We start from the raw sequence: 15359 nt of genomic DNA on the forward strand, positions 1-15359 counted from the left end.
ACCCCGGAATTGAGGTCAACAACGTTGAGTGTCTGATTTATCTGCCTCGGTGGGATCGCCCGGTTTTGCTGCTAAAGATCGTGTGGCGTAGATCTCACTCGACTACATCCGGTGACCCTCCGTGCACTTGTCCGGATGATCGATCTCCCGCACAGTGCCCAGGCACGCGCCGTGAGTGGCGCGTCGTTTGTGGTGCCTACACGGGGAGTCGCACCGATGCACGGTGGTACAGGTCCATGGTCGCGGCCTAGACGCGGCCGCCGATGGTCACGACCGATCCGCGCGACGCTGATCGCGCTGCTGTCGACCACTCTGGTGGTCAGCGGGACGGGCACGCAGGGCCTCGCGGTGCCGCCGTCCGGCGCCGACCGGAACCAGCAGGTGGATCTTCCGCCGCTGCCGGAGACCCGGCCGGTCACGCAGGACGAGTCCGCGGACCAGACGCTGGAGCCCGCGCCCGAGGTGCCGGTCGACCCGTACGCGCCGACCGCGGTCGCGCCGTGGAGCGAGGGCACCGGCACCGTCGACCTGACCGGCGCCGAGCCCGGTGAGCTGGTCAAGGTCGCCGACCTGCCGGTCTCGCTCGGCGTCCCGGAGGGTGCCGACCCGGCGACGGTGGACGGCGAGTGGACCGTCGACCTGGCCGCGCCCGAGGCGTCGCAGGACGCCGGTGTACCCGGTCTGATCATGAAGCTTTCGCCGCCGGCCACGGCGGAACCGGAGGCGTCCGTCGCGCTGAGCGTGGACTACACCACCTTCGCCGACCTGTACGGACCGCAGGCCGCGGACCGGTTCGGCCTGATGCTGCTGCCCGACTGCGTCTACGACGCGCTCGGCACCGGCGACTGCGCGCCCAGCGACGAGGAGGAGACCGCTCCGGCCGCGTCCTCCCAGCTGCTCTCCAGCGAGGTCGAGGTGGTCCCGGCCGCCGCCGGCGCCGGCGCGCGCGCCGCGTCCGCCACCGGTGAGCGCCGCGTCGTGACCGGCACCGTCCCGGTCTCGGCCCTGCGTGACGCCGCGCCCGCGGCCGCGAACGCCCGGGCCGCCGCCGCTGCCGACGCCGGTGGCGTGGTCGGCGCGCTGGACACCGGCGCCTCCGTCTCCGGCGACTTCACCGCGACGCCGCTGCTCTCCTCCGGCTCCTGGGCGGCGGGCTCCTCGTCCGGCGCGTTCACCTACTCGTACCAGGTCACGGTTCCGCAGACCGGTGGCGGCATGGCGCCGCAGATCAACCTCGGCTACTCGTCGCAGTCCGTGGACGGGCGCACCTCGTCCACGAACAACCAGGCGTCCTGGATCGGCGACGGCTGGGACTACAGCGCCGGGCAGATCACCCGCACGTACGCGGGCTGCCGCCAGGACTCCAAGAAGGCCGGCTCCAACAACGCCAAGCACAAGACCGGCGACATGTGCTGGGGCTCGCAGAACGCCACGCTCTCGCTCGGCGGCACCACCACCGAGCTGGTGTACGCGAACGGCACCTGGACCACCGCGAACGGCGACGGCTCCAGGATCGAGCGGAAGCTGGACACCACCCGCGGCAACGGCGACAGGGACGGCGAGTACTGGATCGTCACCACCCGGGACGGCACCAGGTACCACTTCGGCCTGAACAAGCTGCCCGGCTGGACCGACGGCAAGCCGGTCACCAACTCCGTGCTCACCATGCCGGTCTACGGCAACCACGCCGGCGAGCCCTGCTACAACAGCGACTGGACCAAGTCGTACTGCACGCAGGCCTGGCGCTGGTCGCTCGACTACGTCGAGGACCTCCAGGGCAACGCGATGAGCTTCTGGTGGACCAAGGAGGACAAGGGCTACTACGCCCGTAACTTCAACTGGAAGGCGCCGGTCTCCTACGACCGGGCCGGCTACCTCTCGCGCATCGACTACGGCCAGCGGGCGGACTCGATCTTCACCGCGACCGCGCCGGCCAGCGTCGCGTTCTCCGTCGCCGAGCGGTGTTACGCCGAGGGCAGCCTCACCTGCTCGGCGGAGAACTTCAAGAGCAAGGACCCCGGCAAATACCGCATCTGGTACGACACCCCGGCCGACCTTCGCTGCGAGGCGAAGAAGATGTGCTGGAACGCCGCGCCCACCTTCTGGTCCACCAAGCGCCTCGACAAGATCACCACGTCCGCGCTGCGCGTGCCCGGCAGCGGCACCCGCCAGGTCGTCGACGAGTACCAGCTCGACCAGACGTTCCCGGTGCTCAAGACCGGCCCGAACACCGCGCTGTGGCTCAAGTCGATCACCCGTACCGGCTACGGCCTGAACACCGCCGCCAACGAGCGGATCACGCTCAACGCGGTCAAGTTCGAGTCGAACACCGAGGACATGCCGAACCGCGTCAAGAAGGACAACCGGCCCGGCTTCTCCCGCCTCCGCATCGGCCGCGTGATCAACGAGTACGGCGGCGAGACGGTCGTCAACTACCGCAAGCCGGTCGGTGACTGCTCGACCGGCACCGGGCTGCCCGGCAAGGGCGACACGGCCGCGCTGAAGAACAACGACCGGCTCTGCTATCCCGCGTACTGGCATCCGGACCCGGAGGCCGAGGAGATCGACTGGTTCCACAAGTACGTGGTCGAGTCGGTCGAGGAACTGCCGAACGTGGACGGCGCCGCCAACACGGTCACCCGCTACGAGTACGACAGGGCCGGCTGGAAGCTGGCCGAGCAGGAGTTCACGAAGAAGGCGACACGGACGTACTCGCAGTTCGCCGGCTTCGAGAAGGTCACCGTGCTGACCGGCTCGGAGGTGCCGGAGTTCGCCGGCAGGACCACGAAGTCGGTCACCCGGTTCTTCCGCGGCATGGGCGACACCGTGTCCGTGAAGGACGCGGCGGGCGTGGAGATCGCCAAGGACGAGGAGCCGTTCGCGGGGCGGATCGCGGAGGAGCTCACCTACGCGTCCCACACGGACGCGGACGACCGGTGGCTGACCCGGTCCGTCACCGTGCCGGCCGCGCAGGAACTGGCCCGGCGCGCCCGTGATGACGGGCTGAGCCCACTGATCGCGTGGCGGGTCACGGAACCACGCGCGTACTCGGTGACGCGCTCCTCCGGCACCGGCGACGACAAGCGGACGCTGCGCACCCTCGAGACGAAGACCACGTTCGAGACGACGTACGGGCTCCCGACCCGGGTCGAGTTCCTCGGCGACACCGGGGTGACCGGGGACGAGTCCTGCCAGCAGCTGGAATACCTGCACCGGGCGGACAAGAACCTGATCGGCCTCTCCAAGGAGGTCCGGACCCTTCCCGCCGCGTGCGGCGCGGCTCCCGACTTCACCGATCTGAAGAAGCTCAGCTCGGCGGTTCGCACGGCGTACGACGGTGCCGCGTTCGGCGCCGCGCTCGCCGCGAACACCCGCGGACTGGCCACGGAGACCTGGTCGCTGAAGGCGGACGGCTCCGGCTTCCAATCCGACGGCACCACCGGATTCGACGCGGTCGGCCGCGTCACGTCGCGCACCGACGTGGACGGCAAGGCGTCGACGGTCACCTATGAGCCGGCCCTCGGCCAGGCGTTCAAGGTGATCGAGAAGAATTCGCTCGGGCACACCCAGACGCAGGAACTGGAGCCGGGCCGCGCGGTCACCGTGCGGACCACGGACGCCAACGACCGGGTCAGCGTCGCGGAGTACGACGCACTCGGCCGGCTCCGCAAGGCCTGGGCGCCGGGCCGCACCCCGAACGCGACGACGGTTCCCGACTTCGAGGCCGTGTACAACACGCAGCCCAAGCAGGTGCCGAACGTCATCACGTACACCAGGGGACACGACAACAAGCTGCAGACCGCGGTCACGTTCTTCGACGGGCTCGGCCGCGAGCGGCAGAGCCAGGAGGAGGCGGTCGGCGGCGGCCGGCTGATCACCGACACGCTCTACAACGGCTCCGGCGAGGTGTGGCAGACCAACAACGCCTACTACTCGACCAAGGCGCCGGAGCCGACGCTGTTCAGCCCGGAGTCCGACACGCTGGTGCCGAACGCCACCCGGTACACGTACGACGGACTGGGCCGAGTGCTCACCGAGACGCCGCTGTTCCACGGCACTCCGGCCACGGATCGGATCACCCGGTACGAGTACGGTCCCGACTACTCCACCGTGATCAACCCGGCCGGGGCGGCGTCCTACCGCGTCTTCAGTGACGCGAACGGCCGCACGACTCGCGTCGACACATTCACGGACGGCAACCGCGTCGCGTTCACCAGCCTGCGGTACGAGTACGACGCGCGCGGCCAGATGGCCAAGGCCGTGCACGGCAGCAACGCCGCCAAGCAGTGGTCCTGGGTTTACGACGGCCGCGGGCGGGTGATCAGCGCCACCGACCCGGACGCCGGCACCACGACCACCACGTACGACCACCGTGACCGCACGCTGACCACCACGAACGCCCGTGGCGTGACGCTGTGGAACGGCTACGACGAACTGTCGCGCCCGACCCAGCAGCGGCTCAACGGCCCGAGCGGCACCCAGGTGTCGTCGTTCACCTATGACACCGCACCCGGTGGCAAGGGCCTTCCGGCGACGGCGACCCGGTACACCGACGGGCTGGCGTACACCCAGTCGGTCGGCGGCTACACCTACGACTATCAGCCGACCTCCACCACGCTGACGCTGCCGCAGAGCATCGCCACGGAGTGGGGATTTCAGAACTCATACACCTACGGCTACACCTACACCGACACCGGGCTGCCGGAGACGATGCAGCTCCCGTCCGTCGGCAACTTCCCCTCCGAGCGGCTGCTGGTCCGCTACACCAAGGACGGCCTGCCGCTGACCGTGTCGGGCAAGGACTGGTACGGCTCGGAGACCGCGTACTCGCCGTACGGCCAGGTGCTCCGCTCGACGCTGGGCACCCACCCGTACCGGGTCTGGTCGCAGTCGACCTTCGACGAGGCCAGCGGCGCGCTGACCACGCAGCAGGTCTACCGGGAGAACGCGGGCAACACCGCGCTGGTCACCGGGCACCTGGTCAGCAACCGCAACTACACCTACGACGCGGCGGGCAACGTGCTCGCCATTCGGGAGCGCGCCGACGGTATCGCCGAGCGGCAGTGCTTCATCTACGACGCGATCGGGCAGCTCACGAAGGCGTGGACCGCCAAGAATCAGGAGGCGTGCAACGCCGGCCCGGCCAACGCCGACGGCACGACGAACGTCGCGGCCGGTAAGGACAACTCCGGATACTGGCAGGAGTACGGCTACGACGACCTGGGCAATCGTCAATGGGTCGCCAACAAGGACATCAACGGCGACAAGACCAAGGACGTGGCCACCGAGTACGACTACGGCAGGGCCAACGGCAGCCAGCCCGGCACGCTGACCAAGGTCCGGAAGAAGTTCACCACTCCGGAGGGCGCCGCGGTCACCGCGGAGGCGGAGCGGCTCTACGAGCTGACCGGCGAGACCAAGGCGGTCACGTCGCTGACCACCGGCGACAAGCAGGAGCTGACCTGGACCTACGACGGCCAGGTCGAGCGGGTCACCGGCCAGGGTGAGAACGGCAAGACCGCCTATTACGGCCTCGGTGACAAGTGCCTCGACCTCAAGTCGGGCCTCGCTCAGCCAGGTACGGTGGTCCAGCTCTACACCTGCAACGCCACGATCGCGCAGAAGTGGACCTTCACGGCCGTACCGAACCAGGCCGACCCGAACCTGGGCACGCTGGCCGCGTACGACTCCTGGTGCCTGCAGCCGGCCGCGAACACCGCCGGCTCCGCGCTGGCGATCCAGAAGTGCGACGGCTCGGCAGCGCAGCGGCTGAAGCGCAACAGTTCCGGCCAGTACACGCACGTCGCCTCAGGGCTGTGCGTAGCGGTCAAGGACGCGGCGAACCTCAGCGGCACCGCGGTCGTGCTCGCCACCTGCGACGCGTCGTCCGCCGCCCAGAAGTGGGAGGCGCAGAACCAGACCCGCTACATCTACGGGCCCAGCGGCACGCCGCTGCTGAGCATCCAGGGTAAGCAGGCCACCCTCGACCTGGGCGATGCTCAGGTCACCACCAACAAGGGCGGCGTGCTCGTCAAGACCCATCGGTCGTACGGCACGCCGGGCGGCACGATCCTGCGGTACGCCTACGGGACCGCCGCGCCGAACATGGTGGCGATCGCGGCCGACCCGCAGGGCAGCCCGGCCGCCGAGATCGCGCTCCAGAACGGCATGGAGACCCGGATTCGTAAGCAGGACCCGTTCGGCAACGTGCGCGGTACCAGCGTCAACCTGCAGACGGACACCGGGTTCCTCGGTGCCGGCCGCGACGACGCCTCCGGCTACACCCGGCTCGGTGCACGTCTCTACGACCCGTCCGTCGGACGATTCCTGTCCGCCGACCCGGTCGTGGACCTCCAGGACCCGATGCAGTCCAACGGGTACTCCTACGCCCACAACAACCCGGTGACCCACACGGACCCGACCGGCCTGTCGATCTCGCTCACCCCGTCGGAGATGGCGGCGGCCCTGGCCGGTGCCGGACTGACGACCGCTCAGGTCGCTCAGGCTCAGGCGACGATGAACCAGTCGCTCATGTCGGTGATCATGTCCGCCGCGTGGGGGATCCTGGCGGAGTTCATCGGCATCAACGACGCGATCGGCTGCTTCGGCGGCGACATGTGGGCCTGCGGCAGCCTGATCCTCGGTGCCATCCCGTGGGGCAAGGTCGCCAAGATCCCGAGCGTGGCGAAGGCGATCAATCGCACCATCAACGCCATCCAGGCCTGGCAGTCCGCCCGCAAGGCGGCTCAGACGGTGCTGGCCGCGGCCAAGGCCGCGGAACGCCAGGCGATCGCCGCGAAGAAGGCGGCGATCGAACGGGCCAAGAAGGCGGCCGAGGCGGCGCGGAAGAAGGCCGCGGAGAAGGCCAACACCACCAGCAACAGGGCCGTCAACGAAGCCAAGAAGACCGGGAACACGGTCCAGAAGGACGCTCAGGCCAAGGCCGCTCCTCGGTCGTCGTCGGCGTCGGCCACCAGGGGCGGCGGCGGTAAGCCGCAGTCGGCGAAACCGAGCGGCAACGCCGGCGGAGGAACCCGCGCCAAGGGAGGAAGCAGTGGCGGCGGAGGCGCCGGCAAGGCGGACTCCGGTGGTGGGTCCTGCAAGCTGAACAACAGCTTCGTGCCCGGCACCCGGGTCCACATGGCGGACGGTTCGACCAAGGCGATCGAGGACGTCGCACCGGGCGACAAGGTGAAGGCCACCGACCCGGAGACCGGTGAGACGACCGTCCAGACGGTGACGGCCACGATCGAGGGTGAGGGAGTCAAGCGGCTCGTCAAGGTCGTCATCGATACGGACGGCGCGACCGCCGAACTCACCGCCACCGACGGCCACCCGTTCTGGGTGCCCGAACTGGGGCGGTGGGTCGAGGCCACCGAGTTGCGGCCCGGGCAGTGGTTGCGGACCGGTGCCGGTTCCTGGGTGCAGGTCTCGTCGGTCGAGCGCTGGACGGTCACCCACGCCGTCGTCCACAACCTCAGCGTCAGTGGCGTCCACACGTACTACGTGGTCGCCGGTGGCCAGCCGGTTCTCGTCCACAACTGTGGGCCGACCGAGACCGACGCCTCGCTGGCCCGCGACCGTGCCGAGGAACTCCAGAGCGGTCGCGACGACTACTGGAACGCGGCGAACCACGGAACGACCGCGGTGATCGGCGTCTTCAACACGAAGACGAAGCAGTGGACGAATCACATCGCCATCAACGGCGATGGCGAGATGCCGAGCGGCTGGACCCTCGGTGCGAACGAGAAATTCGTGCAGGGGCGAGGCCATGCCGAGGAGGCGATCCTCAACAACCTCGGTCCCGACGAGGTCGTCGGTTTCGGTGGCACCTCGCGCAACATCTGCCGTGACATCTGCTATCCATTGCTCAACGGTGCCGGCATGCGGTTCGGTGGCGCGGGGTACTTTGGTGGCCGGGCGGACAAGACGGAATTCTCGTTGTTCTGGCAGGAGGACTGGTAGGTCATGAACAGTGTCAAGCTGACGGAAGCATCGGGTTACACCGTCGGCGACCTGCTCCTGATCTCCGCGGAAGCGTTCGACGCACGTGTCGCGGGGACCACCCCGCGGCGCGTGCGCGTCGACTGGCCATGGCGCGAGGTCGATCCGGAGTCGAGGAACTCGTGGGACGGCACGGTGGCCTTTCCACGGGACCCCGGCGCGTACGAGTGGTGCAACACACCGTGGCGGCTCGAGCCCGATCCGTCCGAACTGACGACCGGTGACGCCTGCTTCGTCGGCATTCCTCCCACGGAGGTGAGAGTCACGGGTATCGAGAGGTTCGAGCCGCCCGCGGACTACGGCTTCCTGCCGCGGCCGGACTACGTTCTCGAACTGGTTCCGGTGGACATGGTGGATGACGAGGACGCCGGTTTCGTCCTCTATCTCAACGGCGGGGAACCGATCGAGATCGAGGTTCTCGAACGCGCGTAACCGGTGCCGGCCGGGGCCTCACAGCTTCATCTCGAAGAAGCGCCAGTACTGCCGCATGTGCGCGGGAATCTCCGTCTCCTCGTAGGGTTCCCGCTCCACGAACCCGCGGGACTGGTACAGGCGCTGGGCGTCGGTCATGAAACGGCAGCTGTCCAGGCGGACGGTGTCGGCCTCGAACGTGTCGCGGGCCTCGGTCAGCAGCCGGTCGATCAGGGCCGAACCGACCCCCAGGCCGCGGCCCCGCGGGTCGACGTACATCCGCTTCACCTCGACCACCCGCGGGGCGATGGTGCGCAGCGCGGCGACGCCGACCGGGTCGCCGTCGTGGTCGGCGAGGAGGAGCAGGCCCTCCGGCGGTACGAAGTGGGGGAGCGACTCGCGGATCGCGCCGAGGTCGGTGGGGGAGTCCGCCACCCCGTACTCCTCGCGGAGCCGGCCGACGGCCCAGGTGAGGTAGTCGCCCATCAGGCTGACGAGCACGTCGGAGTCGGTGGCCAGGTCGGCCTGGCGGAGGGTGACGCTCATGATCCTGAGCCTACGGCGTCACGGGACCACGGTGACCGGCCAGCGGGCCGCGCGGACCAGGCGGGTGGCGAGGGAGCCGGCGATCTTGTGGCCGAGCCCGGCGGAGGCGCCGACGATGATGCCGCTGGCCTTGACCTCCTCGGCGACGTCGCCGAGCACGCGCAGCGGGTCGCCGGGGCGGACGACCAGCCGGGCGTCGACGGACCAGTCGCGCGCCTGCTGGTCGAGCATCTCCAGCAGCTCGGACTCGATCTCGCTCTGCGCCTCGACGAGGGCCTGCACGGCCGTACCGCCGAAGGTCAGGAACGCCCCTGGCTCCCGGCGGGCGTAGACGGCGAAGAGGCGGGCGCGCTGCCGGCGGGCGAGGCCGAGCGCGTACGCGGCGGCGCGCAGCGAGCCCTCGGAGCCGTCGACGCCGACGACCAGGGCCGAGGGGCCGTCGGTGCCGAGTTCAAAAGCGCCCACGTTCGCGGCCTCCTGGCTGTGCCGTGCCGTACGTGGGCGCGATTCTATGGTGACGGCCCGGACCCGCGGAAGGCGCGGGCCCGGGCCGGGGCGTCACAGCGACCGGGCCAGCCGATAGTAGGCGCTGTTCCACCGGACGCGGTCGGCGAAGTCGTGCGTGGTGGTGTTCGCGTCGATGAGCAGCAACTCGGTCTGCAGGATGGTGGCGAAGTCGCGCAGCGTCTCCGTACCGATGGCCTGGGTCAGCACGGTGTGGTGCGGGCCGCCCGCGGTCAGCCAGCACTCGGCGGACGTGGACAGCGACGGTGCCGGCTTCCAGACCGCGCGCGCGACCGGCAGGTTCGGCAGCGGCTCGTCCGGCGCGGTCACCTCGATCTCGTTCGCGACCAGGCGGAACCGGTCGCCGAGGTCCGCCAGGCCGACCACGATGCCGGCGCCGGGGGCGGCGTCGAAGACCATCCGGACCGGGTCCTCGCGACCGCCGATGCCGAGCGGGTGGATCTCCAGGCGCGGCTTGGCGGACGCGATGGTCGGGCAGACCTCCAGCATGTGCGCACCGAGGATCTTCGGCTCGCCCGGGCCGAAGTGGTACGTGTAGTCCTCCATGAACGAGGTGCCGCGCCCGGTGCCGGTGCCCATCGCCTTGAACGTGGCGACCAGCACGGACGTCTTCCAGTCACCCTCGCCGCCGAAGCCGTACCCGTCCGCCATCAGCCGCTGCACCGCGAGGCCGGGGAGCTGGCGCAGCCCGCCGAGGTCCTCGAAGTTCGTGGTGAACGCGCCGAAGTCACCCTCGGTGAGGAACGTGCGCAGGCCGGCCTCGATCCGGGCCGCGTAGCGCAGCGACTCGTGCCGCTCGCCGCCCACGGCCAGCTCCGGCGCGATCTCGTAGGTGTCCGCGTACTCGCCGATCAGCGTGTCGATCTCCTTGTCCGAGGCGGCGTCGACCACCTCGACCAGGTCGTTCACGCCGTACGTGTTGACCGAGACGCCGAACTGCAGCTCCGCCTCGACCTTGTCGCCCTCGGTCACCGCCACGTTGCGCATGTTGTCGCCGAACCGGGCCAGCCGCAGGCTGCGCAGCCTCGTGACGCCGGCCGCCGCGCGGATCCACTCGTCGACCCGGCGCACCACGGTGGGGTCGGACGCGTGGCCGGCGATGGTCTTGCGCGGCACCCCGAGCCGGGCCTGGATGAACCCGAACTCCCGGTCGCCGTGCGCGGCCTGGTTCAGGTTCATGAAGTCCATGTCGATGGTCGACCACGGCAGCGACACGTTGTGCTGCGTGTGCAGGTGCAGCAGCGGCTTGCGCAGCGTGTCCAGGCCGGTGATCCACATCTTGGCCGGCGAGAACGTGTGCATCCAGGCGATGACGCCGACGCAGTTCTTGTCCGCGTTCGCGTCGAGCATCACCTGGCGGATCGCGCCGGAGTCGGTCAGGACCGGCTTGCCGACGATCTCGGCGCTCAGGCCACCGGCCGTGAGCTGGTCCTGGATCTCCCGGCTCTGGGCGGCCACCTGCTCCAGCGTCTCGGGTCCGTAGAGATGCTGGCTGCCGGTGAGAAACCAGATCTGGTGCGTCATCGCAGGTTCCTGTCTGCCGTGATCGCGGGGTCGCGCTCGGTGTGGGTGGGGGACTTTCCGCGGAACGATACGCACTCACGGCCGTCGTGCGCAGGACCGCCGGCGGAGGACGCGCCGGCCTGCCCGCGACGAAAGTGAGCGCTCACATCCTGGATCATGGCACAGCCCGGCCCGGCGTCACAGGCGTGCCCGATGGGCGATGACCGCCAGCTGGGTACGGTCCCGGGCGCGCAGCTTCGCCATCAGCCGGCTCACGTAGGTGCGGGCCGTCGCCGGGCTGATGACCAGCGCGGACGCGATCTCCTGGTTCGTCTCGCCGAGCCCCACCCGGGCCAGCACCTGCCGCTCCCGCTCGGTCAGCGAGGCCAGCCGGGGGTCCCGCTCCGGCGGCGGCTCCGCGGCGAGCCGGTCCATCACGTGCCGGGCCACGGCCGGGGACAGCAGGTTCCCGCCCTCGGCCACGGTCCGTACCGCGCGGCGCAGCTCGTCCGCGCCGGTGTCCTTGAGCAGGTACCCGGCGGCGCCGGCGCGGACCGCGGCGTCGATCTCGCCCGGCTCGGAGAACGTGGTCAGCACCAGCACCCGGGTGCCGGGCAGCTCCGCGGTGATCGCGGCGGTCGCGTCCAGCCCGCCGCCGCCCGGCATCCGCAGGTCCATCAGCACCACGTCCGGGCGCAGCCGGCGCGCCTCCGCGAGCCCGCGCACGCCGCCGGACGCCTCGCCGGCGATCTCGATGCCCGGGTCGTTGCCGAGCAGGCTGCGCAGCCCGGCGCGCACCAGATCCTGGTCGTCGACGATCAAAACCCTGATCATGCGGTACGCACCAGGGGCAGCTCGGCCTCCACCGTGAATCCCTCGGCGCCGTGCCGGGTGCGCAGCGCCCCGCCGAGCGCCCGCGCCCGCTCCGCCATCCCGGCCAGCCCGTGCCCGGTCCCACCCATGCCGCTCCCGGCGGCGGTCGCGCCGTTGTCGGCGCCGGTCGTGTTGCTCCCGGCGGTGGCCATGCCGCTCCCGGGGGCGGGCGCGCCGTTGTCGGCCGGTTCGTGGCCCGAATACCGTTCCCGCGGCGGGTTCCGGTCGGGCGGGCCGTCGTCGCTGATCGTCAGGTGGAGGAGACCGGCGGAGACCGTGGCGGACACCGACACGCGGCTGGCGGACGAGGCGTGGCGCAGGACGTTCGTCACCGCCTCCTGGACGATCCGGTACGCGGCCGCGTCCACCAACTCGGGCAACTCACGGGCCTCCGGCGCGACCCGGACGGACACGTCGAAGCCGGCGGTCCGGGCCGGGTCCAGCACCGGGGACAGGTCGTCCAGCGAGACCGCGCCGCGCAGCACGCCGACCGCGCCGCGCAGGTCGCTCATGGTGCGGTCGGCCGCCTGCCGGATTCGCAGCAGCGCCTCGTCCAGCGCCTCGTTGCCGGGCGGCACCGCCTCCCGGGCCACGTCCACGTGCAGCGAGATCACCGAGACGCCGTGGCCGACGGAGTCGTGCAGGTCGCGCGCGATGGCGAGCCGCTCCTCCCGTACCCGCGACAGGTTCTCCCGCAGTTGCAGCTCGCGCTGGGCGCGGCGGCTGCGCAGGCCGTCGCCGAGCGCGATCGCCGCGGCCATCAGCGTGACGTGCGTGATCAGGTCGTAGCCGACCACGAAGGCCGCGCTCTGGCCCTCCAGCAGCCGGAACATCAGCGAGAGGCCGAGCACGCCGGCCGCGGTGAGCACCGACCAGCGCAGGAAGCCGGCCTCGGCCGCGGAGAACAGCGCCGCGGCCAGCGGCACGCCCACTCCCACCGCCGGGTATCCCACCGCGTAGTAGGCGCACAGCCCGAACGCGCTGGTCAGCAGCACCGCGCGCGGATGGTGGCGGCGGGCGAGCATCAGCGCGCCCAGGCCCACCGCCCACGCGTAGGCGATCGGGCCCGGCGCGACGTCACCACCCTGCCGCGCGGAGATCACCGCGGCGAGCGTGCCGGTCACGGCGATCCCGAGCAGCGCGTCGGCCGACCACGGCGGAATCCTCATTCGCATCAGCGTAGGACGTAGGCGGCGGGCGATCCGGGTGTCGCCTCCGGGCGGATGGCACCGGCCGCCGCGCTGCCTACCGTCGTGCCCATGCGCTCCACGACGCTCGGACTCCCGCCGCTCGCGCTGCTGGCCCTCGCCCTGGTCGCCGTCCCCCGGCCGGTGCTGCACGACCTTGAGATCATCCAGGAGGGTACGGCCGTGAACGCGCTGTTCGTGGCCGTACCGCTGCTGATCTGGATCGTGGTGGTGGTCCTCGCCCGCGTGCCGAAACCGTTTCTCACGCTGCTCGCGGTCGGTGCCGTCCACGGCGTCCTGCTCGCCGTCGTGCACCAGGTGCTGTGGGACGCGGACGTGCACCTCGCCGGAAGCCTGCCACCCGCTGCCGAACAGGTGCTGATCCGCGGGTTGGCGGCCATCAGCAGCGTCTTCACCGGCCTGCTCACCGGTGCGGTCACCGGCCTGGTCGCCTGGCCGATCTCGGTCCTGGCCGGCCGCGCACGCGACTGAGCGTCCACTGTGTTCGCCAGTCGCCGGAGTGGGTATGTGCGGGGACGTGACACTACGCCGGAGGCTGGTGACGATGGCCGGTTGCGGCGTGAGCACGTTGCTGTTCCTACTGGCCACCGACGATCTGCCTCCCGGTTGTCGTGCGCGTGTCGCGCTCGTGGTGCTGGTCCTGGTCCTGCTCGTCACCTCGGCGGCGCTCGGGTTCGACATCCTGAGGCAGCACCGGAGCGGTGCCGGAACCGGGGACTCGTAGGCATGCTCTATCGGTCGGAGAACGTTCCCCGCCGGCTGGACGCGGCGTTTCTCGTTGCGGCGGTGGGTGCCCTCGCCTGCGCACCGCTCATCGGCCTCGACCGCCCGTGGACCGTCGCCGTGTCGGTCGCCGCCGGCGTGCTCGCGCTCGACTCGGCGGTGGCACTCGTCCGGTCGAGAACCGGTCACGCCGATGAACGACGGCCGGATCCGGCCGCCGGGAAGCGCCGGAACGCGATCGTGGCGGCGGTGGGCTTCGGCGCGTACCTCGTCCTCCTGTTCGCGGGCGACTCGCTGCCGTTGGCGCGGTGGGCACCCGTCCCGGCCGGCCTGCTCCTGGCGTTCGTCGTGGGGCCGGGCCTGCGCGGGATGGTGATGCATGTGGTGAACAGGTCCAGGGCGGCCCGCGGGAGACGCCTCCTCGAGGACGGGCGCGCGGATGGCGGGGGCACGCTCGTGCTGCGGCGGGGCGGCGCCGGCGAAGTCGGCTTCCTGAGACGGATGGCGGTGACGGTGGACGGGAGGCTGGTGGCGATGCTTCCGTACCGCGGCGACGTGTCCGTGGGTCTCGCGCCGGGGGAGTACGAGATCGCCGCCCGGCTCGACCGGGTCCACGGCGGGCCGTTGCGGGTCGCGCTGGACGAGGGGCGGACGGTCGTCGTGCGCCTGTCGGCCGAGGTGCCCGCGGACCTCGGGTTCGGCGCGCGTCGCGATGGCATCCGGGTGGAGCTGGAGTAGACCGGCCGCCTGGGCGGCCGGCCGATCTCAGGCCCGGCCGGCCGCGCGCGCGACCGCGGCCTCGGTGTAGGCGCGCAGTCGGGCCGCGTCGCCGGGATTCAGCGTGCGCAGCGAGAGCGGTACCGGCCGGCCGCGGTCGATCGCGGTCAGCTTCGCGGCCGGCGGCGCGTCGATCCAGGCGGCGATCGGGCGGGCCGACTCGTCGACCGGCCGGGCGGCGACCCGGGCCAGGCCGCTGATCACGCCGCTGACCAGCGGGTTCGGGTGGCTGCCGGGCCGGGTGAAGCCGGGGTGGTAGAGCACGTAGCGGGCCCGGCCGGTGTGCGCGACGCCGAGCAGATCGTTCGCGCGGCCGGCCTGCACCTGTGCGCGGATCGCGCCGTAGCCGCGGGTGAACTGCGGGTCCTCCCAGCGCACCCGGCCCGCGGTGATGCCGGTGCCGGACACGTTGACGATGACGGGATTCCCGGCCGCGTCGAGCTGCGGCGCCAGCAGCTCACCGAGCAGGTACCGGCTCAGGTAGTAGAGCGCGAACGTCGCCTCCAGGCCGTCCGGCGTCTCGGTGCGGCGCGGGAAGATCCGGTTCGCGCACAGCACCAGCGCGTCCACCACCGGATGGTCGCGCGCGATCTCGGCCGCCACCCGCCGCACCTCCGCGATCGTGGTCAGGTCGGCGCGGTAGGGCGCGTCCGGCCGGCTCCCGATCACGATCACCCGGTCGCCGCGCGCGGCCCGGGCCAGCGCGGTGGCCCGCCCGATGCCGCTCGTGCCCCCACTGATCACCACGGTCTTCGACATGATGGGAATCGTCCGGCGCCGGCCCCGCAC

Annotated in this window: 11 protein-coding genes; 5 read left to right on the forward strand and 6 right to left on the reverse strand. The window is 71.0% G+C overall.

The window, feature by feature from the left end; genetic code table 11:
- Positions 1-216 precede the first annotated feature (216 nt).
- Both J2S41_RS02070 and J2S41_RS02075 read left to right on the forward strand, forming a co-directional pair.
- Positions 217-7965 (forward strand): ricin-type beta-trefoil lectin domain protein, encoded by a 7749-nt coding sequence (locus J2S41_RS02070; protein ID WP_374728240.1) that lies wholly within the window; start codon positions 217-219, stop codon positions 7963-7965.
- 3 nt (positions 7966-7968) lie between these two features.
- On the forward strand, positions 7969-8436 hold the full coding sequence (locus tag J2S41_RS02075; RefSeq protein ID WP_310362263.1) for a hypothetical protein: 468 nt from the start codon (positions 7969-7971) through the stop codon (positions 8434-8436).
- A gap of 18 nt (positions 8437-8454) precedes the next feature.
- On the opposite strand, the gene J2S41_RS02080 is transcribed toward J2S41_RS02075, so the two are convergent.
- The 5 genes from J2S41_RS02080 to J2S41_RS02100 all read right to left on the reverse strand — a co-directional run bounded on the left by J2S41_RS02080 (position 8455) and on the right by J2S41_RS02100 (position 13031).
- On the reverse strand, positions 8455-8961 hold the full coding sequence (locus tag J2S41_RS02080) for a GNAT family N-acetyltransferase (RefSeq protein ID WP_310362266.1): 507 nt from the start codon (positions 8959-8961) through the stop codon (positions 8455-8457).
- 18 nt (positions 8962-8979) lie between these two features.
- Complete coding sequence (locus tag J2S41_RS02085) at positions 8980-9426, reverse strand: universal stress protein (protein ID WP_310362270.1); 447 nt, start codon at positions 9424-9426, stop codon at positions 8980-8982.
- A 93-nt stretch (positions 9427-9519) separates the two neighbouring features.
- The gene (araA, locus tag J2S41_RS02090) at positions 9520-11010 is read right to left on the reverse strand and encodes an L-arabinose isomerase (protein WP_310362274.1); all 1491 of its coding nucleotides are present in this window, start codon (positions 11008-11010) and stop codon (positions 9520-9522) included.
- A 177-nt stretch (positions 11011-11187) separates the two neighbouring features.
- Complete coding sequence (locus J2S41_RS02095; RefSeq protein WP_310362277.1) at positions 11188-11823, reverse strand: response regulator transcription factor; 636 nt, start codon at positions 11821-11823, stop codon at positions 11188-11190.
- Entirely contained in the window at positions 11820-13031 is a 1212-nt protein-coding gene (locus J2S41_RS02100) for a sensor histidine kinase (RefSeq protein WP_310362279.1), read from the reverse strand. Before J2S41_RS02100 ends, J2S41_RS02095 begins: the two co-directional genes overlap by 4 nt.
- A gap of 90 nt (positions 13032-13121) precedes the next feature.
- On the opposite strand from J2S41_RS02100, the gene J2S41_RS02105 reads away from it, so the two are divergent.
- The 3 genes from J2S41_RS02105 to J2S41_RS02115 all read left to right on the forward strand — a co-directional run bounded on the left by J2S41_RS02105 (position 13122) and on the right by J2S41_RS02115 (position 14531).
- Positions 13122-13541 (forward strand): hypothetical protein, encoded by a 420-nt coding sequence (locus J2S41_RS02105; protein ID WP_310362282.1) that lies wholly within the window; start codon positions 13122-13124, stop codon positions 13539-13541.
- 88 nt (positions 13542-13629) lie between these two features.
- A complete protein-coding gene (locus J2S41_RS02110) occupies positions 13630-13794 on the forward strand; it encodes a hypothetical protein (RefSeq protein WP_310362285.1) in 165 nt (54 codons plus the stop codon).
- Between the two features lie 2 nt (positions 13795-13796).
- On the forward strand, positions 13797-14531 hold the full coding sequence (locus tag J2S41_RS02115) for a hypothetical protein (RefSeq protein WP_310362287.1): 735 nt from the start codon (positions 13797-13799) through the stop codon (positions 14529-14531).
- A 27-nt stretch (positions 14532-14558) separates the two neighbouring features.
- On the opposite strand, the gene J2S41_RS02120 is transcribed toward J2S41_RS02115, so the two are convergent.
- On the reverse strand, positions 14559-15329 hold the full coding sequence (locus J2S41_RS02120) for an SDR family NAD(P)-dependent oxidoreductase (RefSeq protein ID WP_310362289.1): 771 nt from the start codon (positions 15327-15329) through the stop codon (positions 14559-14561).
- Positions 15330-15359: the final 30 nt, after the last annotated feature.

This window comes from Catenuloplanes atrovinosus (assembly GCF_031458235.1).
Lineage (GTDB): Bacteria > Actinomycetota > Actinomycetes > Mycobacteriales > Micromonosporaceae > Catenuloplanes > Catenuloplanes atrovinosus.